We start from the raw sequence: 20882 nt of genomic DNA, 5'->3' as shown, positions 1-20882 counted from the left end.
GGTGACAGCCTGAACCACAGCAGCCCCATCCGAACCTGGACGGGTCGACGCCACTGCACGCCTGGTCATGGGGCGCCCCCTGCTTCAAAGCGCGGGCGGCCGTGGGTGTCTCGGGTCGGGATTGCCGCGTTCACGCAGCTTGTTCAACACGCGGTGTGATTGACCCCGAAGTGATCGCCGACTCGCACTAGAGACCAACTGAGGTTGCAGAGATGGACAGCGTGGTCGTTCTGCTCGGGGTAGGCCGCGGCGACGCATCGGCACGCTGTGTCGGCGGAGGATTGGCGCTGCCCCTTCGCCGTTCGATGCCTAACCGGTCGCCGAGTTCGTAGACCGTCGCGCCGGACCGGTAGCCGGCGATCAGCTCTTCGACTCCAGACCGACTGTGCAGTTGAACCGACGTCCGGTGGCGAATCGCGCGCTCGTGGCGACGAGGGTGTGAAGTGGTTCGGGGTCGTGCTCGGCGAGGTAGCGGTAGCTCTGCGGTGGCCGGAACGCGGCGTAGTCGCGGAGCCAGGCGAGTTCGTATGGCGTGTGAAGGCGCTGTGGTGGTTCGAGGGTCAGGCAAGTGCCGGCCTCGGCGCCGGCGAGGTAGTTGTCGAACTCGGCGCGGGACAGAGCGAGGTTTTTGCGGTGGCGCCGCCACAGTCGGGCAGGGGTGTCGGTGTGCACCGAGATGAGCCGGGCGAGGCCGACGACCGACATGATCGGGGCGCTGGCGTAGATGATGATGGTGGTACCAGGTTGGGCCGAGACCCGGGTCCGGCGGAGTTCCACGGTCTTGCTGCCGTCGAGGATCGCCTGGGCGAAGCGTGGGCGAAGCGACATGAGCAGTGGTCGTTCGTCGGTGCGCTCTGAGGCCTGCTTCGTCACAGCCGGTGACCTTACCGGGAGGGGAAGCGGCAGCTGACCTCTGGTGCGACCGGACATGAGGGGAACACTAGTTCGATTGATCGACATTGTCACGAGGCCGTGGCTGCTACTGCGTGCCGGTTCCTTCCCGGTAGATCTTGCCGAAGAGCTCAGCTGGGATCTGCCGGGCGCTCATGAAAGCGGTGGGCCCGTCGCCCACTTGCTCGCGGTAGCGGTGGTAACGGCGGAGTGACACGGGCGCCCGGAAGATCTCTGTGTTGGAGATGCGGAGGGCTTCGGCTTGCTGGCGGCCTCGTGCTGCGCGGGTGACCGCGGCCAGGTCGAACACGCCGTAGTAGGACAGCGCTGCATGCAGATTCTCCGGACTGTCGATCATCAGCCCTTCGAGCTGCGAGGCGGCGAAGAAGTGCCCGCTGCCCGTGCCCTTTCCTGTCGAGAGCCAGAGGACGCGTCCGGGCTCGGCGAGGGGGTTGTTGCCGACGCTGTGGTAGTAGACGTGTTCCCGTCCCAGGGAGAGTTGTGGGTCGCGGGGCACGATGCCGTCGGGGTATCCGAACAGCTCGTGCGCGTACCCGCTTCTGATCGGAACGACGAAGCAAGGCAGCTCGCTGTCCAGCAGTTTGGCCGGCCACCAGGCCTGCTCGAGCCGCGCCGCCGCGTGTGCGGTCAGGCAGGGCTCAGGAGTGGTGCGGCACCGAGACCTGCGGCCCGGAGGGCGTTGTTGGCTGCGCTCACGACCTCGCGTGCCGTTCCGCAGACGTCGACGACTGGCGCGTACCAACGGCCGTCCACGTGGGTCATCAACTCGAAGTCGGCCCCTTGCTCGACCCGCGGTGCCAGGTGGGGATCGGCGATCTCGACGAGCTTGGTCCCCGCCTCCCGTGCTTGTTGCTTGAACAGCCAGAGGAGGTGCCTGGCGAGGGTGTCGCCCGTGGGGTGGTCGGCTACTCGCAGGAGCGGCACGGACCAGCGCTTGTCTTCGAGGTGGCCGCAGTACAGGGCGATCGCTCGGGCGTCGTCGCCGTGAACCAGCCACGGTCCTTGCCCGCATTGGATCAGTTGCTCGACACGTTCTTGCAGGTCGCGTTTGCGTTCGCCGCCGGTTTTCGCGAGGAAGGCCGCGAGTTCGCGTTTGAGTCCGGCTCCCGCTCGGGCGTGGCTGAAGCTGCTGCCGGACAGGGCGACTTGGCGAAACGCTTCGGCGTTGGCGAGTTCTTCCAGGTGGAGGACCACATACGTCGGAGTCATGATCTTCATGCCAGTGAGGTTCCCGATCACGGGGCCGAGGAGCTTGATCAGACCTTCGTCCCACGTGAGGAATACGCTGAGGCCGGCAGCCGCTGCGTGTGCCACCTGCACCAAGTCGTTGCGGTCCTGCTCGGTTGCCGGGTATGTGGGCGCATCCGCGCGAATGGCTTTCAGCAGTTGATCGTGCAGCGATTCCGCCGCGGCGCGGTCGGCATGGATCGTCGGGTAGGTGTCGATGGCTAGTAGCAGGGGTTGCCGGCCGTCGCGGCTGGTGCGATCGAGTTCGGCGTGCATACCCGAGGTGATCACCAGCTGGAGCCGCCCGGCGAGGTGGTCGGCGATGAGGAAGTCCGAGCGGCGCCGGCGTGCCGCAGGGGCGGCCAGATCGCGGACGATGTTGAGGTCGATCGCCGCCCGCAACTCGACCGGCTGCTCGAACTCAGTGAAGAGGTCCGGATGACCATGGTCCTTCCACCACACGGTCATCGGGGCTCGATCGCGCCCCCGGCCCGTGGTTCGTGCCCGGGCTGTGAAGCCCAGGCTGGACCACGTCTGCTCGAGCCCGTAGCCGTCACGGCACTTGGCGCGAATGCCCAGCCGATCCTGATGGCGGCGGGTCATCTCGTCGACGAGAGCACGAGCGACGCCGGTGCCACGTGCGTCCGGCTCGACGCACAGGTGGGTCAAGGAGACTTCGTTGCGGGCAAGTCGGAACAGGGCATATCCGATCAACGCCCCGGCCCGCTCGTGGCGTGCGATGAGCAACCGCGATTGCTCCGCGGCCTCTTCGAACGCGGCGTAGGACAACTGCCCCAGCCGGTCGATGAACCGGTTGCCGAGACCGATGGCGGCCTGGTAGCCGTCTCGATCCTCCGGTGCGAGCGGCACTACCTGAACCTGCGGCTCGACCATGAGGTCCAAGCATGGCCGATCACCGGAGCTGCGGAGCCCGAACAGTGATCAACCACCCAGTTGGCATAGTGACTCCAGCGGGCCGGTTCAGCTGCCCAGAACCGCGGATTCGCTCGCGCGATGCGCCGTGGGAGCACGGTGGGGAGCAACTTGGGAGCAGCGTTGCGCGCCGAGCGGGCCGGAACGGTCCTCAACCGACCTGAACCAACCGCGCTGACCTGCAGAAGTCAGATTTCCGCAGGTCAGCGCGGTATCGCGTACATAGTTCACACCGAAGAGGTCACTGGTTCGATCCCAGTATCGCCCACCGGTTGTTGTAGCTGTTCAGACGGCCTGCCGACGATCATCGTCGACAGGCCGTCGGCGTTCGTGGGGAGCGGGCTGTGAGCAGGATCGCACCCGCGGTATGCAGGTTTCCGCAGGTCAGAGCGGGTACGCGGACATGGTTCACGCCGAAGAGGTCGATCCCGGTATCCGTCCACCGGTAGTCACTTCACGAGATCGGAGTCCGCCCCCAGCCCGGCGTCGGCACCCGCCGCGAGCTCGCACATCGCCCGGAATTCGATGGCCATGTGGACCTTGTGTCCCTCGACGATCTGTCGCCGTGTCGCCGCCGGGTAGAGCGAGCCGAGTTTGACGGCAAAACCGTTGTCCAACGGCTTGTACTGGTGGAATGCCAGGACGTTGATTTCGGTGCCATCGCTGGCCAGGCTCGTCGAGCCAGCCGTGAGGACCAGGTATCCAGCTGCCGGTTCGACGGGAACCGGGATGGCGGGGTCCGCGATGAGGTGCATCTCGGTCGGGGCGCCGTACATGCCGAAAGTCTCCATCGCGTGCATGCCGTCGCCGTCTTCTTCGATGAAGTAGTGGTCCGGGTTGAGCGAGGCGTAGTCGCGGCTCAGGTTCGCTGGACCGAGCGCGGCATGAAGCTCCTCGATGCGCAGCCCTGTCACTGTGACATCGGCGGTGGCGAACCGCAGGGGAGCGTTCTTCCCGCTCCCCGCGTTCACCTCCTTCCACATCCTGTCGGACGCCCGCAGCAGGTCCCGGTAAAGATGTGTGATGCCCTCGACCCCGTACGACCGACGTGCGGTGATGCAGGCCGTGCGGGCTTCGGCGGCGTCGAGGAAGTCGATTTCCTCGTGGGTGAGCCTGCCGCCGGCGTGTTCGATGGTGGCTCCCAGCCGTGTCATTTCGTGAAGCACATGACGATGGCGGTCGTACTCCACCGCGGCGAGCTGTTCACCGGACCAGGGGCGGTTGTCGATCGAGCAGGCGATAGCGATGTCTGGCATACGGGTGCCTTTCTGGTGCGCCTTGTCACGCAGTGGTCGTGGGCGGCTCGCGTTCCCCGGTCTACGAGGTCGTCTGGAAGTCCTGGGTGCCGATGACGCGCAGCAGTTCGAGCTTTTCGGCGGCGTCGGTGCCTTCGAGGGGGAAGAAGGCGAGGAGGTTGAGGTCGGCGTCGGGGGTGAGCATGACCTCGCAGTGCAGCTCGATCGTTCCCACCTCGGGGTGAACGGTGCGCTTGAGGTCGGAGCGGCGGACGCCGACCTCGTGCCGCTGCCACAGTTCGCGGAACTCGTCACTGGCCTCGATCAGATCGTTCACCAGAGCGGTGACGTCGGCGTCGCCACCACGCCGGGAGTACGTGGCGCGCAGGTCGGCGACGTGTACCGCGGCCAGACGTGCCCAGTCTTCTTCGGGGACACGGGCGTGTCCCGCCGGGTCGGTGAACATGCGCCAGATCATGTTGCTGTCGCGGCCGGGTGCGGTCTCCCCGTAGCCCAGCAACGCAGTGAGCAGGGCGTTTTTCCACACGATCTCGCCGAGATCGGTGTAGATGCAGACGGGCACATCGTCGAGACGACTCGCGAGGGCGATGAGTCCTGGGCGGATGTGCCGTCCGGCTCGGCGCAGAGGTGCCGGATATCCGGCGAGGTGGAGCAGGTGATCGCGTTCGTCCAGATCACATCGCAGCGCACGTGCCAGAGCGGCCACGACGGATTCCGACGGGGCCGACCCGCGCTCCTGCTCGAGCCGGGCGTAATGGTCCGTGGAGATGCCGGCCAGCTGTGCGACCTCCTCACGCCGCAGACCCGGCGTCCGACGGCGAGCACCAGCAGGCAGGCCGACGTCGGCCGGTCGCAGGCGTTCCCGCCTGCGACGGAGGAAGTCAGCGAGGCCGTGCCGATCGATCATTCCTCCACTATCGGCCGCGCCGGACCGATTAGCCAGGGAGAGCCTCTCCGTGGATGCAACGGGCCTGGTCGGGGCACGCGCGACCGGAGAGGCTCGTGGCATGACCGATTCACCTTCCGCGACGCTCCACACCCGCCACCTCGGCCGCAGCGGCCCGGCAGTCTCCTCACCTGGTTTGGGTTGCATGGGCATGTCGGGCGCCTACGGGCACACCGATGACGACGAGAGCGTCCGCACCATCCACGCCTACCTCGACGCCGGGGGCACCTTGCTCGACACCGGTGACTTCTACGCCGCCGGGCACAACGAGCTCCTCGTCGGGCGTGCCCTGCGCGAGCGCAGCCGCGACGACGCCGTGCTCTCGGTGAAGTTCGGCGAGCTGCTCACCCCAGCCGGGATGCCGGCCGGGATCAAGGACGCCCGGCCCGAGGCGGTCCGCAACTTCCTCACCTACTCGCTCCGGCGCCTGGGCACGGATCACGTCGACATCTACCGTCCCGCCCGGCTCGACCCCCAGGTGCCGATCGAGGACACGATCGGTGCGATCGCCGAACTGGTCGAGCAGGGATACGTCCGGCACATCGGTCTGAGCGAGGTCGGCTCCGACACCATTCGCCGTGCCGCGGCCGTCGCGCCGATCAGTGACCTGCAGATCGAGTACTCGCTGTTCAGCCGGGAGATCGAGGACGACGTTCTCGCTGTCTGCCGCGAGCTCGGCATCGGCATCACCGCGTACGGAGTCCTGGCCAAGGGCCTCATCGGAGGCAGCGGCGCGACCGGCGGCGCCCTGCCGATGATGCCGCGGTTCCGGCCCGGCAACCGTGAGCACAACGACGCGCTGGTCGCCGATCTGGCGGAGATCGCCGAGGCGAAGCACGCCACGCTCGCGCAGGTGGCCATCGCCTGGGTCGCCGCCCAGGGCGACGACATCGTCCCGGTCATCGGATCGCGGCGACCCGGGCAGATCGAGACCATGATCGCCAGCACCGCCGTCACGCTCGACCGGGAGGATCTGGCCCGCATCGACGAGCTGATCCCGAAGGGTGCCGCCAAGGGCGGCCGCTACCCCGAACAGCACATGCCGGACCGCGGCGGCGAAGGCTAGACCGCGGGCCTCGGCGCGAGCGAGGGACGCCGCCACCTCGGTGCCACGCCCGTGATGTTCACTGGCCGCGGCCGAGGTGGCGCGCGATCACCATGCGCTGGATCTGGTTGGTGCCTTCGAGGATCTGCAGCGCCTTGGCGTCGCGCATCTGGCGCTCGACCGGGGAATCCTTGGTGTAGCCCCATGCTCCGTGCACCTGAACCGCGTCAGTCGTCACCTTCATGGCGGCGTCGGTGGCAACCAGCTTCGCGATCGACGCCTCCCGTGAGAACGGGAGGCCCCGATCGCGGCGCCGGGCCGCATCGAGCAAGGCTCCACGCGCGCCGGCCACCGCGGCCGCCATGTCGGCGAGCAGAAAGCCGAGGCCCTGGTGCTCGATGAGCCGCTCGCCGAAGGTTTCACGTTCCGTCGCGTATGCCACCGAATGATCGAGTGCCGCCTGGGCCAGTCCGACGGCGATGGCGGCGATTCCCAGCCGCCCGCTGTCCAGCGCCTCGAGCGCGATTCCCAGCCCCCTGCCGTCTCCGCCGACCAGCCGCTCGGCGTCGATTCTGACGCCGTCGAAGTCGACCGTCGCGACAGCCGACCCGGCCAGGCCCATCGTGCGCTCCGGGCGCCGTACCGACAGTCCCGGCGAGTCGGCGGCGACCAGGAAGCAGGAAATGCCGTGCGAGCGGTCCTTCGAGGTTCGGGCGAACACGGTGTAGAAGTCGGCGTCGCCGGCGTGGGTCACCCAGGCCTTGCTGCCGGTGAGCTCGAACCCTTCCGGCGTGCGCCGGGCCCGCGACTGCATCGCCGCCGGATCGGAGCCGGCGTGTTTCTCGGAGAGGCAGTAACCACCGAGCTGCCCGCCCGCCAGCATGTCGCCGAGCCAGCGTTCGGACTGGGCGCGCGTCCCGAGGGTGGCGAGCGGATAGCACGATGCAATGTGGACGCTGAGGCCGAGGCCGACAGCGGTCCAGGCGCCACCTATCTCCTCGAGCGCCTGTAGGTAGACCTCGTAGGGCTGACCCGACCCACCGGCCTGCCTGGGGTAGGGCATGCCCAGGTAGCCGAGCTCACCCAGCCGTGTGAACACATCCCGCAGCGACCCCGACTCGGATTCGTCGGCGGCTCGCGGCGTCAACTCCTCTTGAGCGAAACGGCGGGCCTCCTCCACGATCGCGTCCGCTTCGGGGGTCGGCAGAAGTCTCTTTGCTGGCACAGCGCCGATGTTAACGCCCGCTCGCGGCGCAAATGCCGATCACGCCGATTCTGTCCAAGTTTGAGACACACAGTGCTTCCGGCTCGTGCCTATCATCCTCACAACAGTCGAGACGGTCGCACAAGTCACGCGGGAAGGTGAGGCGTATGCCGGGTCAACTCGAAGGGAAGGTTGCCGTTATCACGGGAACCGGAAGGGGTATCGCTCGGAATGTCGCCCTGCGGTACGCCAGCGAGGGCGCCAGGATCATCGGTTGCGACATCAACGAGGAAACGGCCGCCGAAACCGTCGAGCTGGTCCGTAAGGCCGGTGGCGAGATGGAGGCGCTCTACCCGCTCGATCTCACCGTCGAGGAGAACGCCCATCGTCTCGCCGAATTCGCTGCCGAGACCTATGGCGGAATCGATATCCTCTACAACAGCGCCGCCCAGTTCCGGATCGGGACGATCGAGGACATGTCGCTCGAGGACTGGAAGTTCTCCCAGGACAACGTTCTCACATTGCACTATTTGGTCACCAAGCACGTGATTCCGCACATGCGCAAGCGCGGTGGCGGCGCGATCGTGTTCGTCGGATCGACGACCGGCATTCTCGGTGCCGGCTATCCCGGCAACCTGAGCTTCCTGCTGTCCTACTGCTGTGCGAAAGCCGCGGTCCTGCGGATGACGGTCATCCTCGCCAACGAACTGGCCGAGATCGGGGTCCGGGTCAACTCCGTCACGCCCGGCGCGGTGGGCACCGAAGCCGGGCTGACGTTCTACGGCGAACCCGGCACCGAGAGCCGCCGGGTCTCGGAGCTCGGCACGCTGGTGCCGAGGCTGGGCGAGCCGGACGACATCGCCAACGCGGCGCTCTTCCTGGTCTCGCCCCAGGCATCCTGGGTGACCGGCCAGAACCTGATCGTCGACGGCGGCTTGGTCGCCTCCGGCGGGATGGGCCCGGCGACAGCGGAGAACAAGGCGGCGATGGCGCCGGTCATCAAGCAGTTCTCCGTCGTCGACGGCAACTGGACGACGAGTGGCGAGCCGAAGGCCCGCTTCTGATTGTCCGGCCTTGACCTCGCATCCGCGCTGGAACCCGACCGCCCGGAAAGTATGCCGCTGCACATCCGCCCCAGGAGGTCTTGACCCGCTGGGGACGTGCGTGCTCAGGTGGTCGAGAGCGGCCTGAGACAGACCAACGTGGGTCTGCGGGGGGTGGTACCGATGACGAGAGCAGCCACGCAGCAGCGAACGATCGAGCTGGCTCGCCGGCGATTCCTGGCCGGCGAGGGCGCGGACGGTAGCGTCCGGGACACGATCCTGCGCTCGTGGGCGCGGTGCAGGGCAGCCGGGGTCAACCCCACGGGCCCGATCGAGCTTCCTCATCGCGGTCAGGCGGACCCGGACAGTGCGTTCCTCCGTGCGGTACGCAGTGTGGTCGAACCGATATTCGCCGAGATGCACACCGATGCCGTCGCGGTGCTCGTGAGCGATGCCCAGGGTCAGCTGCTGGGGCGATGGGCGAGCGCCCGGCGCCTGCTCGGCGCTCTCGACAGCGTGGCCGCCGCACCCGGCTACGACTGCGGGGAGCAACTCGCCGGAACAACGGCGCTCGGAACGGTCCTCGAAGAACAACATCCCGTTGCCGTCAGGGGAGCGGAACACTTCTCCGAGATCTACCACCACCTGTCCGCGTTCGGAGCGCCGATCATCCACCCCGTCTCCGGCACCTTGGAGGGGGCGATCGACTTCGTGTCCGCGTCCGCGGACGCTTCCGACCTCATGATGCCCCTGGTCATCCGTGCGGCACGCGAGATAGGCACACGCTTGCTCTCGGGCTATGCCGCGGCCGATCGAGCACTGCTCGACGGCTACCTGCGAGCGGACCGGCGCGGTTACCGTCGTCCGATCATCGCCGTGAACGATCGCCTGCTGATCACCAACCCGCTGGCGGGTGACCTACTGGGCGGTGTCGACCGGCGGTTGGTGCAGGAGAAGATCGAACGTGCGCTCGCGGACGGCAGGCGGAAGGTCGTCCTGTGCGAGGGTGAGCTGCCGGTGTACGCCACGATCCAGAAGATCGAGGCCGGGGACGGTTTCGCGGGAGCGGTCGTCCAGCTGCGCGCGGCCGAGCAGGAGCCGTCGCGGCGAGCTCGCCGGTCCGCGGAGTCGCCGTTGTCGGAGGCGTTGCCGGGCAGAAGCGCGGTGTGGCGACGGTTTGCGCGGGAAGCCGCCCACGCGTTGAAGACGAGGCAGCACACGCTGCTCGTCGGTGAGACCGGTGCGGGCAAGCTGACCTGTGCGCGACGGTTCTCCTCGGTCGCGGGCGGCACCGGGGACTCGACGGTCGACGTCAGCGAGGTGATCAGCAGGTCGCCGGGCTCATGGCTCGCCGAACTCGCCGAACTCGCCGAACTCGCCGAAAGAGCTTCGAACGGCGCGGTGCCACTGGTGCTGACCCACCTCGACAGGGTCGAGGAGCCCGCGCTCGCTGCGCTGTGTTCCTGGATGGACGGCCCCGGCGAACCGGCATGGATCATCGGGACGTTCACCACCGGTTCACCTCGCCCCACCGCGCCCGCATTGCTGGCAGCTCGCTTCCCTCACGTGCTCGAGGTGCCTCCGCTGCGCGACCGGCCCGAGGACATCCCGGAACTCATCGACGCCATCGCCGCCACCACCGGTCCCGCGGGCCTTCGCGTCGACGACGCGGTCAAACGAACACTGTCCTCGTTCGACTGGCCAGGAAACATCCGTCAACTCCACGGTGCCGTCGAGGCGGCCCACCGTGCGGGTGGCGGGGCCTGGATCCGCCTCAGCGACCTGCCCCTGCAGTTCAGAACGCCGAGGCACAAAAGGGTGTTGTCGAGGCTGGAACAGGCCGAGCGTGACGCGGTCATCGCGGCGCTGCAGGCCGCGAACGGCAACAAGAAGGCCGCCGCGGCCGATCTCGGGATCTCGAGAGCGACGCTCTACCGGCGCCTTGCCGCGCTCGATCTGGCTTGACCAACGATCGATCACGTTCGTGTCCATTGATGAGACACGGGCACCCCTTCCAGCGCACCTATTCTCTGTTCAGTGAGGGCCGGAGCGCCCGAATCGACACTCATCCGAGAGAAGCGCCTGAAGGGACATTGTGTTGGAGCGCAGGGTCGAGTTTCACAGTGAAGGAGACACGATTGTCGGTACCCTCTACCGGCCGGACGGCCGCGAGGGGCCGTTGCCGACCGTGATCGGTGCCGGCGGCTGGTGCTACACCAAGGAGATCGTGCTCCCGCACGTCGCCAGGATCGCCGGGCGCGATGACGTGCAGTTCCTGGCATTCGACTACCGCGGCTTCGGCGAGAGCGGGGGGCAACGCAGGCAGCACATCGATCCGTGGGCCCAGATTCAGGACTACCGCAACGCCGTGACCTTCGCGGAGCGGCTCGACGAGGTGGATGAGAACGCGCTGGGCGCGTTCGGCATCTCCTACAGTGGCGGTCACGTGCTGATACTGGCGGCGATCGAGCCCCGCCTGAAAGCCTTCGTGTCCGTGCTTCCCGTCGTCGACGGTTACACCACCCTGAAGCGCTGCCACGGTGAGATCGACTTCCGGTTGCTCGAAGACGAGCTTCTCCAGGACCTCCGCAACCGTTTCGACGGCAAGGGCGGTACGAAGGCCATGTCGTCGTTGACACCGCACCAGGACCGGCCGACCTGGCCCTATCCGCAGGCGTACGAGGTGTTCAAGGTGCTCAAGGAAACGGAAGCGCCACTGCACGAGCACTGGAGTACCACCGAGTCCACGGAGCAGCTTCTCAACTACAGCGTTTTTCCCTACCTGCCAAGGATCATCGAGCGTTCGGTGATGATGATCGTCGCCTCGGGCGACAACATCACCTCGATCGACCTCGAGGTCGACGCGTTCAACCGCATCCCGTCGCCCGACAAGTCGCTCAAGGTGCTTCCCGCCGCGGGCCACATGAGTCTCTACTCGGACCGTCGTGACACGAACATCGCCGCGGCGCACGCCGCCGAATGGTTCAAGAGCACGTTGTCGTCTTCTTGTGAAACCGCTTGAGGAATCCACGATGACCGGCTTCACAAATCTGACCTTCACCGTATCGGACAGGATCGCGACCGTTCTGCTGAACCGTCCTCCGGTGAACGCGGTGACACAACAGATGTATCGCGAGATCACCGAGTTCTTCTCCACCGCCGACGAGGTGGCCGACGCGGTCGTGTTGTCGGGGGCGGGCAGGCACTTTTGCGGTGGCAACGACCTCGACGAGTTCGCGACGCTGACTCCGGAGAACTCGGATGCACGGATGGAGGTCGTCCGCACGGCGTTCTTCGCGATCCAAGATTGCGCGGTTCCGGTCATCGGAGCCGTCAACGGCACAGCGGTGGGTACCGGGCTGGCGATCGCGGCATCCTGCGACTTCGTGATCGCCGCGGACGACGCGCGCCTCGGTACCCCGGAGATCGGAGTCGGGGTGATGGGGGGAGCGCGGCATCTGGCCCGTCTGGTGCCGGAGCCGTGGGTCCGGTGCATGTATCTCACCGGGGACCCGCTGCCCGCATCGGCTCTCCGTGCACTGGGCGGGATCGTCGACGTGTGCAGCTCGGAGGACCTGATCGCGACAGCGCAGGACTGGGCGAGGCGCATTGTGCGCCACAGTGGTGCCGCGATCCGGATGGCGAAGCGATCTCTCAAAGAAATCGAGACCATGGACATCAAGGCGGGATACACCTTCGAGCAAGGGCTGACCAGAGAGTTCTCCGGGCACCCCGATTCCAGGGAGGCCGTCCGGGCCCTGCTGGAGCGCCGTTCGCCCGAGTTCGGGAGGGCCACATGACGTCGCCGGCCCCGGTCGAGCCGCAGGCACTGGAGGCGTACCGGCTCAACGCGCGAAGCTGGCTCGCCGACTCGGCACCGCCCCCTCTTTCGCAGGACTACCGGCTCAGGACCGAGGTGCTCCGGGAGTGGCACAGCACGCTGTACCGATCGGGATGGGTGGGCATCGACTGGCCATCGGAACACGGTGGGCAGGGCCTCTCGCTCGAACACGCCTTGATCTTCATCGAGGAGTCCGCCCGCGCCGGTGCTCCCCAGCCCTTCGGGGCGATCGGTCTGCACGTCGTCGGCCCGACTCTGCTCAGGTACGGAACGAGGCAGCAGCTGGAGCGCTTCGTCGAGCCGCTGTTGTCGGGTGCGGAGATCTGGTGCCAGGGTTTCTCGGAACCGGACGCGGGCTCTGACCTCGCGTCGCTGCGCACGCGCGCCGCCGTCGAGAACGACGGGTTCGTGCTCACGGGTCAAAAGATCTGGACCAGCTGGGCAGACGACGCCGACTGGTGCGCGGTGCTCGCGCGAACGGATCCCGATCGGCCCAAACACAAGGGCATCAGCTACCTGCTGGTGGACATGCACGCGCCGGGGGTGACCGTCCGCCCGATCACGCAGATCACGGGCGACGCCGAATTCTGCGAGGTCTTCTTCGAAGACGTGCGGGTTCCGCGCTCGAACCTCCTGGGACCCCTGCACGGCGGATGGGAACTGGCGATGCACACACTGGGCCACGAGCGCAGTGGATACGCTCTACGACGTCGCGCCGAGCTCGAGGTCTCCTACCGGAATCTGCTGGAGTCGGTTCGCCGGGAAGATTCGGACTCCGACGTGGCCGCGGCGATCGGCGCCGCCTACATCACCCTGAGCGGCCTGTCGGCTCTTTCGCGTCGTGCCGTGCGGCGAGCGAGGGACGGCGAGATACCTTCGCCATGGGATTCGGTCGACAAGCTGGCACTCGCGAAGGGCGAGCAGCATCTGTCCGGCACAGCACTGGATCTGCTCGGTGCGCATCGAGCGGCTCCACTGACCCGTGGCACATCGCTCGACGGAGAGCAGATCGTCAAAGACTACCTGCACGGTCGCGCCGCGTCGGTCTACGGCGGCTCCGAACAGATCCAGCTCACGATCGTCGCGGAACGACTGCTCGGACTTCCGAGGGCGAGGTGATCGAGATGCCGGTGAATGACTTTGCCAGAGAATTCGAGACCGCGGCCGTCGAGTTGCTGGAAGCCCAGATGGCCCGCGCCCCGATTCGCGAGGAGCTGGAAAAGTCCGGATGGAGCGAGTCGCTGTGGACCTCGCTGGTCGACGCGGGCTGGCTGGACGTGATGCTCCCTGACGCCCTCGGCGGACTTGATCTCGGATTCCAGCAGATCGCCGGCGTCTTCACCGCCGCGGGCAGGTACCTGGTGCCGGGCCCGCTCTTCGACAACGCCGTCGCGGTGCCGCTCATCGCGGGCCGGGCGAGCAGAGCCGAGCATCTGCTGGGCCTCATCGCCGGCAGGACGAGAATTTCCCTCGCCGACGGCGCGGCCGGATGCCAGGCGATGGGCACCAGGCCCTCCATTCGCGACGGCAAGCTGTTCGGAGCCGTGGATCTGGTGCGGCTCGGTGGTGCCGTCGACCACCTCATGGTGGTCGTCGAGGATCCGGGACCGACACTCGTGATGGCCGATGTCGCCGCGAAGGGACTGACCCTGCACCGCCGTCACTCGTTCGCCCCTTCGGTCGAATGCGCGTCCGTCGATTTCGACGGTTCGGAGTTCGAGCCGCTTTTCCAGGATGGTCCGGGCGGGAGAGCACGTGCGGCGGCCGCTGTCACCGAACTCCGTGACGCCGCGCGCCTGTCGTTCGCGTGTGAGGCGGCAGGGACCGCGCGGCACCTGCTGGACAGTGCTGTCCGTTATGCGAAGGAACGAGAGCAGTTCGGCCGCCCGATCGGGTCATTCCAGTCCATCCAGCACCTCCTGGCCGCTCTGACGACCAGGCAGACAACGCTGGAGGCGGCCTGTGAGCAGGGCCTCGCCTCATGGGATTCGGAACCATCACGCCGCCACGTCGACGCCGCGACGGCCAAGGCGATCGCCGCCGACGTGGGTCGCGTGGTGGGGGAGGGGGCCCTGCAGGTACACGGCGGCATCGCTTTCACGCGTGAGTTCCCGCTCCATCGATGGCATGTGCACGGTCTTGGCCTGCAGGGGCTGTACGGCGATCAGCGCGTGATCGCGACGGAGCTGGGAAACCTCCTCGTCGGCAAGGATCTCGCGCTCTGGTAGCCCGGCGACTCTACAAGGGAGTGGAGACAAAATGATCGAGTTCGGCTTGTTGTACGACTGGCGCAACCCTCCCCGCCCGCAGTGGTTCACACCGTGGCAGCGGTTCTACCGGGAGGGCTTCGAGCACATCGCCGAGATGGAGCGCAGGGGCGTGGACATCATCAGTTTCGGCGAGCATCACGGGGATGTCGACGGCTTCAACCCGCACATCGTGGAATCGCTGGTCATGGCGGCGGACCGGACCAGCAGGGTGTCACTGGGTACGAACATCATCCAGCTGCCCTACTACCACCCGGTGATGCTGGCCGAGCGCCTGGCGTTCGTCGACATCATGTCCGGGGGCAGGCTGAAGGCACTGGGGCTGGGACAGATCGGCTCGCCCTGGGATGTCGAGATGGAAATGCTCGGTGTGAACACCAAACACCGGCCGAGCCTGCTGGAAGAGGGGCTCGAGCTGCTGCGCCGCTGCTGGACGGAGGACGAGCCCTTCGACTACGAGGGAAAACGCTACCAGGGCAAGCACATCACGATCACTCCCAAGCCCCTGCAGAAACCGAGCCCTCGCATGCAGGTCGTCGGCGTGAGCGAGGCATCGGCCGATCGCGTCGCGCGCATGGGGTTCGACATCGGCGGGCCTGGCGGCTTCTTCGACGGCCTGACCTCGAAGGAACGGTGGGACGCGTGGCTGCCCATGTGGCAGGAGGTGTGCGCCCGCTACGACCGCGACCCCGACGACGTGAACATCTCGGTGTTCGGACAGTGCTTCGTCACCGACGACCCGGAGCGCGCGGCGGCACTTCACGGTGACGCTGTCGAATACTGCCTGACGTGGGAGTCGCGACCGTCGATCCACGTGTACTCGGACGAGAGCCTCCGCCACGGCGGCGACAAGGGGTTGATCACGGGGATCGATCTGCGGAAGACCTTCATGACGCCGGAAGAGGCGATCGCCGAGTTCCGCGCCACCCACGAGAAGCGGGCTCCCGACCAGTTCCTGCTGATCGCGACACGCCCCGGGATGACGTGGGAACAGGCAGCCGAGTATCACGGCAACTTCGTCGACAAGGTCCTGCCGCACCTGCAGGATCTGCCGACCCGTCGCCCCTCCGAAGGGGCCTCGGCGCAGGGGCCGGGCGGTCGATGATCGCGATGCCGACCGGGCGAGCGAGGGCCCGGAAGAGGTACGCCGAACAGGGGCAGTTGACCGATGAACTGCTGGATCGGCAGCTTGAACAGGCGGCCGCGTCCCGCGGATCGCGGACCGCGATCGTCGACGGTGCGCATCGGCTGACCTACGCCGATCTGTTCCGCCGGGTCGAGAGCCTGGCGCACGCGATGCGGGAGCGGGGCATCGGCCCGGGTGATGTGGTCTCGTTCCAGCTTCCGAACTGGTGGGAAGCATCGGTGGTGCATTTCGCCACCATTCGCCTCGGTGCGGTCAGCAATCCCCTCGTCCCGATCCTGCGGCACCGGGAGCTCGAGTTCATGCTGCGGCAGGCGGACTCGAAGATGTTGTTCGTCCCTTCGAGACACCGGGGATTCGATTACGCGGCACTGGCGAGCAGGCTCTGCCACGAGCTGCCCTCGCTCGAGGCGATGGTGGTGGTGCGAGGTGCGCACGGCCGGGCCCTGACGTTCGACGGCTTGCTGGAGGCGGGCGCGCCGTTCGCGGAGCCGGCCGGGGCGACCGGTAGGTCCGCGGACGATCCGGCCCTGTTGATGTACACGTCCGGTACGGAATCCCGGCCCAAAGGTGTCGTGCACAGCCACAACGGACTCGTCTACGAGAACCGGACCATGATCGTACGGTACGCGCTCTCGGACCGGGACGCCGTTTTCATGCCCTCGCCGGTGACGCACATTTCGGGTCTTCTCTACGGGATCCACCTGCCGGTCGCGCTGCGGACGAAGGTCGCGCTGCTCGATCAGTGGCGGCCCGAGCGGGGTCGCGACCTCGTCAGCGCCGAGAACTGCACGTTCACCGTGGGTGCCACGCCGTTCCTCAACGGCCTCGTCGACGCCGAGCCCGAGGACGGCTCCGGCAGCTCGTTGCGCTACTTCGTGTGCGGCGGGGCGGATGTACCGCCGCACCTGGTCCGGCTGGCCGACGAGAAGCTGAAGTGTGTGGTCGTTCGTGCCTACGGCTCCACCGAGTTCCCGACGCTGTCCGCGGGCAGTCCCGGTGACTCCGTGGAGCGTCGCGCGAACACCGACGGCCAGATCATCGGAGCGGCGGAAGCACGCGTCATGACGGATGACGGCACGGTGGCGCCACCAGGGGTTGCCGGCGACCTGTACGTGCGTGGCCCCGAAGCGTTCCTCGGCTATCTGGACGCGAAGGACACCGAGGCGGCGATCGGTCCTGACGGCTGGATCAGCACCGGTGATCAGGCCGTCGTCGACACGGAGGGCTACGTCCGCATCACGGGCCGGACCAAGGACATCATCCTTCGTGGCGGTGAGAACATCAGCGCGAAAGAGGTGGAGGAAATCCTCGGCGAACATCCGGCCATCCGGGAGGTCGCCGTTGTCGCGATGCCCGACGAGGTCCTCACCGAGAAGGCGTGCGCCTTCGTCGTGCCCCGGCCCGGCGCCGCACTCGGCCTCGGCGACGTCGTCCGCTACCTGGAGTCCACCGGCACCGCGCGCCAGAAGTTCCCCGAGCGACTGGAACTCGTCGAGTCGCTCCCCAAGACGGCCAGCGGAAAAGTTCAGAAGGTGATCCTCCGGCAGATGGTGAAAGAACGCCTCGCCGCCGAGCAGGCGGCGTCGCGCACCGGCAGTTGAGTCGAAGCACGAGAAGGGGAAACAGATGAACCAGGGGCCAGAGCCGGCCGTCGAAATGAGGATCCTGCACGACGAGCCGATCCCGATGGATGACGGCATCGTGTTGCGTGCCAACGTGTTCCTGCCGCCCGCGGAGGGCGTGTATCCCGTGGTCCTCGCGGTCACGAACTACGCGAAGGATCTGCCCTTCTGCCAGGGTTACCCGGACGCCTGGGAGAACGCGCTCAAGATCGCCCCCGAGCTCGCCGAGGAGACGTCGGGGAAATACATCTCCTTCGAGGCGGTGGACCCCGAGAAATGGGTGCCACACGGCTACGCGGTCGTGGTCGTGGACGCCCGTGGCATCGGCCGGTCACCGGGTGTGGTGAACAGTTTCTCGCAGCGCGAGGCGCAGGACTACTACCAGGCGATCGAATGGGCTGCGGCGCAGCCGTGGTCCACCGGCAAGATCGGGACGATGGGGATGTCCTACCTCGCCGTGTCCCAATGGCTGGTCGCCGGTCTCCAGCCGCCGCACCACGCCGGGATGATCGCGTGGGAAGCGTGGAACGACATGCTCCGCGGACTCAGCTATCACGGCGGGATTCCCTCGACGTTCTACCGGAGCTGGTCGGATTCCCAGGTGCGGTCGGTCCAGCACGGACTGGGAGCGCGCGGATACCGCAACCAGTTCACCGGCACGCTGATCTCGGGTGATGTCGAGCTCTCCCAGGAGGAACTCGACGCGAACATCGTCGACCCCTATGTGCAGGTGATGGAGCATCCGCTCGACGACGGCTTCTACGACCAGCGAAGGGCGCGGTGGGACAGGATCAAGGTCCCGCTCCTGTCCGTGGGCAGCTGGGGTTCCGTCGGCGTTCACCTGCGCGGGAATTCCGAGGGTTTCATGCACGCCGCGTCCACGCGGAAGTGGCTGGTGATGCGCCAGTCCCAGGGCACGTTCGCCGGGATGTACACCAGCGAGGGTGTCGAGCTGCAGCGGCGGTTCTTCGACTTCGTGCTCAAGGGTGCGGAGGATTTCGAGCGGACCCAGCCGAAGGTGCTGCTCGACATCCGCGGCGTAGGGGACGACGTCCTCGAACAGCGAGCCGAGAACGAGTGGCCGGTGGCACGCACCGAGTGGACGAAGCTGTACCTCGACGTCGGGAACCTCGAACTGACCGAGAAGCAGCCCAGCGAGCAGAGCGCGAGCTACCAGGGATTCAGCAAGGCGGGCCTGACCTTCCGCACGGCTCCGATGGAGCACGACACGGAGATCCTCGGTCCGCAAGCGGTCAAACTGTGGGCTTCGTCCTCGACCACGGACGCGGACTTCTTCGTCAGCCTCCGGCTTTTCGACCCGGACGGCCAGGAGGTTCTCTTCCACGGTATGGCGGATCCGCAGGTACCGGTCACGAACGGCTGGTTGCGGGGTTCCCAGCGCAAACTGGACGAGTCGAAGAGCCTGCCGTTCCGCCCCTACCTCAGTCACGACACGGTGAAGCCGCTCTTTCCTGGCAAGGTCTACGAGTTCGACATCGAAATCTGGCCCACCTGCATCCTGGTCCCGCAGGGTTACCGGCTCGGTCTGACCGTCGCCGGTGTCGATTTCGATCACGGCCGTGAGCCCGTCATGTGGGGAAAGTCGGGACTCGAGTTGCGTGGTTCGTCGATCTGGCCGCACGTCGACCCGCTCCGCAGGCCGGCAGCGGTCTACGACAACGAGGTCACGCTGTACGGTGGCGGTAGCCGGGCGTCGTACCTGCTGGCCGCGATCGTTCCCCCGAAGTAGGCGAGCGATGGTCGGTGACGAATTCCGGGATCATCCGTCCGGTCTTCCTGGTGCCTGCGTGGCGGAGCTGCTGTGCGACCGGCATGACGCGGGCGCCGTGGCGTTCACGGTACTCGACCGGGACGGATCGCGAGCCGACCTGACCTTCGGCCTGCTCCGTGAGCGTTCGGAGCGCCTTGCGGCCGGCCTCGCATCACTGGGGGTCGGCCGCGGGGACCGGGTCGCGACGCTGATGGCCAAAGGTGGGGATCTGGTCACGGCACAGCTCGCGATCTGGCGGCTGGGTGCGGTCTATCTGCCTCTGTTCACCGCGTTCGGCGCGGGCGCCATAGGCGATCGCCTCCGCCAGGCGAACGCCAGGGTGGTCCTGTGCGACGGGCCGGAACGCCACAAGCTCGAACCCGGCACCGAATTGGGGCCGCAGCCGTCGTGGACGCTGGTGAACACGGCGGAGGTCGTCGGCGAGGGCGACGTCCGGTTCGCCGATCTGCTGGACTTTCCCTCCGGCGCCGCGCCCGTCGCGGTGGGGCCGGACGGCGCCATGATGGTCCTGTACACCTCGGGAACCACCGGAAGCCCGAAAGGGGTCGAGGTGCCGGTCCGCGCGCTGGCGTCGTTCGAGAGCTACTTCGTCTACGGACTGGGTGTCTCGAGCGACGACATCTACTGGAACGCGGCCGACCCCGGCTGGGCTTATGGCCTGTACTACTCGATCGTCGCACCGTTGCTGCTGGGCCGGTGTTCGATGTTGGTGGCAGGCAGGTTCACCGTCGAGGACACCTGGCGGATCCTCACCGAGTACGGCGTGACCAATTTCGCCGCGGCGCCGACGGTCTTCCGCTCGCTGCGTGCGTCACCCCACCGAGGCGACGGGACACCGGCGCTGCGGCGCGTGTCGAGTGCGGGCGAGCCGCTCAACCCCGACGTCGTGGAATGGTCGGCTGAGGTTCTCGGCGCGGCTGTGCACGACCACTATGGACAGACCGAGCTCGGGATGGTCATCGGCAATTCCCATCACCCGTCCGTTTCCGGGCAGATGAGACCGGGGAGCATGGGAACGGCACTGCCGGGCTGGACGGCGGAGATACTCCACAGCGACCGGGACGAGGTTCTGGGCGCCGGCGGGCTCGGCAGGCTGGCGATCGACGTGTCCGCGAGCCCGCTCATGTGGTTCGAGGGGTATCTCGATCGTCCTGACGCCACGGCGGAACGCTTCAGCGCCGATCGCCGGTGGTACCTGACCGGCGACATCGCCCGACGCGACGAGGACGGCTTCTTCTCCTTCTCGTCCCGCGACGACGACGTGATCATCATGGCCGGCTACCGCATCGGTCCCTTCGACATCGAGTCGGCGCTCATCGGTCATCCCCTGGTCGCGGAGGCGGCTTGCGTCGCTGCCGCCGACGACCTTCGCGGCGAGGTGGTCGAGGCTTTCGTCGTCCTGCGCACGGGGATGGAGCCGCCGGGCGAGCTGACCCGGGACCTGCAGGACCTTGTGCGGAACCGCTACGGAGCGCACGCCTATCCGCGCCGGGTGCATTTCGTGGCGGAGCTGCCGAAGACACCGAGCGGCAAAGTGCAGCGGGCGCTGCTCCGCCGACGGGCGGAGATCCATCGGGCATCGAACTGAGCGCATCCGGTTTCAGCCCCGACGTGTGGCGAAGGTCCGGGACTCCTCCGCGGGGGTTG

Annotated in this window: 17 protein-coding genes; 11 read left to right on the top strand and 6 right to left on the bottom strand. The window is 67.1% G+C overall.

Annotated features, from left to right (window positions below):
* Positions 1–360: 360 nt before the first annotated feature.
* The 5 genes from HNR02_RS34670 to HNR02_RS34650 form a co-directional block, all read right to left on the bottom strand.
* On the bottom strand, positions 361–873 hold the full coding sequence (locus HNR02_RS34670) for an ASCH domain-containing protein (protein ID WP_218914374.1): 513 nt from the start codon (positions 871–873) through the stop codon (positions 361–363).
* 106 nt (positions 874–979) lie between these two features.
* On the bottom strand, positions 980–1408 hold the full coding sequence (locus HNR02_RS34665; RefSeq protein WP_179777805.1) for a hypothetical protein: 429 nt from the start codon (positions 1406–1408) through the stop codon (positions 980–982).
* Between the two features lie 131 nt (positions 1409–1539).
* The gene (locus HNR02_RS34660) at positions 1540–3033 is read right to left on the bottom strand and encodes a GNAT family N-acetyltransferase (RefSeq protein WP_179777804.1); all 1494 of its coding nucleotides are present in this window, start codon (positions 3031–3033) and stop codon (positions 1540–1542) included.
* A gap of 488 nt (positions 3034–3521) precedes the next feature.
* Positions 3522–4262 (bottom strand): hypothetical protein, encoded by a 741-nt coding sequence (locus HNR02_RS34655; RefSeq protein WP_179777803.1) that lies wholly within the window; start codon positions 4260–4262, stop codon positions 3522–3524.
* A 127-nt stretch (positions 4263–4389) separates the two neighbouring features.
* Positions 4390–5235 carry a helix-turn-helix transcriptional regulator gene (locus tag HNR02_RS34650; protein WP_179777802.1) on the bottom strand — a complete coding sequence of 282 codons (846 nt, stop codon included), beginning with the start codon at positions 5233–5235 and terminating at the stop codon, positions 4390–4392.
* A gap of 184 nt (positions 5236–5419) precedes the next feature.
* On the opposite strand from HNR02_RS34650, the gene HNR02_RS34645 reads away from it, so the two are divergent.
* Complete coding sequence (locus tag HNR02_RS34645) at positions 5420–6340, top strand: aldo/keto reductase (RefSeq protein ID WP_218914373.1); 921 nt, start codon at positions 5420–5422, stop codon at positions 6338–6340.
* Positions 6341–6398: 58 nt separating this feature from the next.
* Here the strand turns inward: HNR02_RS34645 and HNR02_RS34640 are convergent, their stop codons facing one another.
* Positions 6399–7544 (bottom strand): acyl-CoA dehydrogenase family protein, encoded by a 1146-nt coding sequence (locus tag HNR02_RS34640; protein ID WP_179777800.1) that lies wholly within the window; start codon positions 7542–7544, stop codon positions 6399–6401.
* Positions 7545–7690: 146 nt separating this feature from the next.
* Here HNR02_RS34640 and HNR02_RS34635 point away from each other — a divergent pair, with 146 nt between their 5' ends.
* From HNR02_RS34635 to HNR02_RS34590, 10 genes are all read left to right on the top strand, one after another.
* Positions 7691–8587: an SDR family NAD(P)-dependent oxidoreductase gene (locus tag HNR02_RS34635; protein ID WP_179777799.1), complete on the top strand. Its 897-nt coding sequence runs from the start codon at positions 7691–7693 to the stop codon at positions 8585–8587.
* Positions 8588–8749: 162 nt separating this feature from the next.
* Positions 8750–10531 carry a sigma-54-dependent Fis family transcriptional regulator gene (locus HNR02_RS34630; RefSeq protein WP_179777798.1) on the top strand — a complete coding sequence of 594 codons (1782 nt, stop codon included), beginning with the start codon at positions 8750–8752 and terminating at the stop codon, positions 10529–10531.
* A 130-nt stretch (positions 10532–10661) separates the two neighbouring features.
* Positions 10662–11588 (top strand): alpha/beta hydrolase, encoded by a 927-nt coding sequence (locus HNR02_RS34625; protein WP_312861288.1) that lies wholly within the window; start codon positions 10662–10664, stop codon positions 11586–11588.
* Positions 11512–12366 carry an enoyl-CoA hydratase-related protein gene (locus HNR02_RS34620; RefSeq protein ID WP_312861287.1) on the top strand — a complete coding sequence of 285 codons (855 nt, stop codon included), beginning with the start codon at positions 11512–11514 and terminating at the stop codon, positions 12364–12366. The genes HNR02_RS34625 and HNR02_RS34620 overlap by 77 nt, the downstream gene beginning before the upstream one ends.
* Positions 12363–13526: an acyl-CoA dehydrogenase family protein gene (locus HNR02_RS34615; RefSeq protein WP_179777797.1), complete on the top strand. Its 1164-nt coding sequence runs from the start codon at positions 12363–12365 to the stop codon at positions 13524–13526. The genes HNR02_RS34620 and HNR02_RS34615 overlap by 4 nt, the downstream gene beginning before the upstream one ends.
* Before the next feature lie 5 nt (positions 13527–13531).
* Positions 13532–14635, top strand: a complete 1104-nt coding sequence (locus HNR02_RS34610) for an acyl-CoA dehydrogenase family protein (protein ID WP_246339635.1) — start codon at positions 13532–13534, stop codon at positions 14633–14635.
* Between the two features lie 31 nt (positions 14636–14666).
* On the top strand, positions 14667–15779 hold the full coding sequence (locus HNR02_RS34605) for an LLM class flavin-dependent oxidoreductase (RefSeq protein ID WP_179777795.1): 1113 nt from the start codon (positions 14667–14669) through the stop codon (positions 15777–15779).
* 56 nt (positions 15780–15835) lie between these two features.
* The gene (locus HNR02_RS34600) at positions 15836–17422 is read left to right on the top strand and encodes an AMP-binding protein (RefSeq protein WP_179777794.1); all 1587 of its coding nucleotides are present in this window, start codon (positions 15836–15838) and stop codon (positions 17420–17422) included.
* A gap of 25 nt (positions 17423–17447) precedes the next feature.
* Positions 17448–19193, top strand: coding sequence for a CocE/NonD family hydrolase (locus HNR02_RS34595; protein WP_179777793.1), 1746 nt, complete (start codon positions 17448–17450; stop codon positions 19191–19193).
* 58 nt (positions 19194–19251) lie between these two features.
* The gene (locus HNR02_RS34590; RefSeq protein ID WP_312861286.1) at positions 19252–20823 is read left to right on the top strand and encodes an AMP-binding protein; all 1572 of its coding nucleotides are present in this window, start codon (positions 19252–19254) and stop codon (positions 20821–20823) included.
* The last annotated feature ends 59 nt before the right edge of the window (positions 20824–20882 follow it).

The organism is Amycolatopsis endophytica (genome assembly GCF_013410405.1).
GTDB classification, from domain to species: Bacteria; Actinomycetota; Actinomycetes; order Mycobacteriales; family Pseudonocardiaceae; genus Amycolatopsis_E; species Amycolatopsis_E endophytica.
The sequence above is the reverse complement of the archived record's forward strand: the minus strand, read 5'-3'. Positions and strand labels throughout refer to the sequence as shown.

What these genes read in the sequence shown, in the direction of transcription:
- HNR02_RS34645 (WP_218914373.1), top strand. Translation starts at nt 5,420, where the DNA reads ATGGGCATGTCGGGCGCCTACGGGCACACCGATGACGACGAGAGCGTC.
- HNR02_RS34615 (WP_179777797.1), top strand. Translation starts at nt 12,363, where the DNA reads ATGACGTCGCCGGCCCCGGTCGAGCCGCAGGCACTGGAGGCGTACCGG.
- HNR02_RS34630 (WP_179777798.1), top strand. Translation starts at nt 8,750, where the DNA reads ATGACGAGAGCAGCCACGCAGCAGCGAACGATCGAGCTGGCTCGCCGG.
- HNR02_RS34610 (WP_246339635.1), top strand. Translation starts at nt 13,532, where the DNA reads ATGCCGGTGAATGACTTTGCCAGAGAATTCGAGACCGCGGCCGTCGAG.
- HNR02_RS34635 (WP_179777799.1), top strand. Translation starts at nt 7,691, where the DNA reads ATGCCGGGTCAACTCGAAGGGAAGGTTGCCGTTATCACGGGAACCGGA.
- HNR02_RS34595 (WP_179777793.1), top strand. Translation starts at nt 17,448, where the DNA reads ATGAACCAGGGGCCAGAGCCGGCCGTCGAAATGAGGATCCTGCACGAC.
- HNR02_RS34650 (WP_179777802.1), bottom strand. Translation starts at nt 5,235, where the DNA reads ATGATCGATCGGCACGGCCTCGCTGACTTCCTCCGTCGCAGGCGGGAA.
- HNR02_RS34605 (WP_179777795.1), top strand. Translation starts at nt 14,667, where the DNA reads ATGATCGAGTTCGGCTTGTTGTACGACTGGCGCAACCCTCCCCGCCCG.
- HNR02_RS34660 (WP_179777804.1), bottom strand. Translation starts at nt 3,033, where the DNA reads ATGGTCGAGCCGCAGGTTCAGGTAGTGCCGCTCGCACCGGAGGATCGA.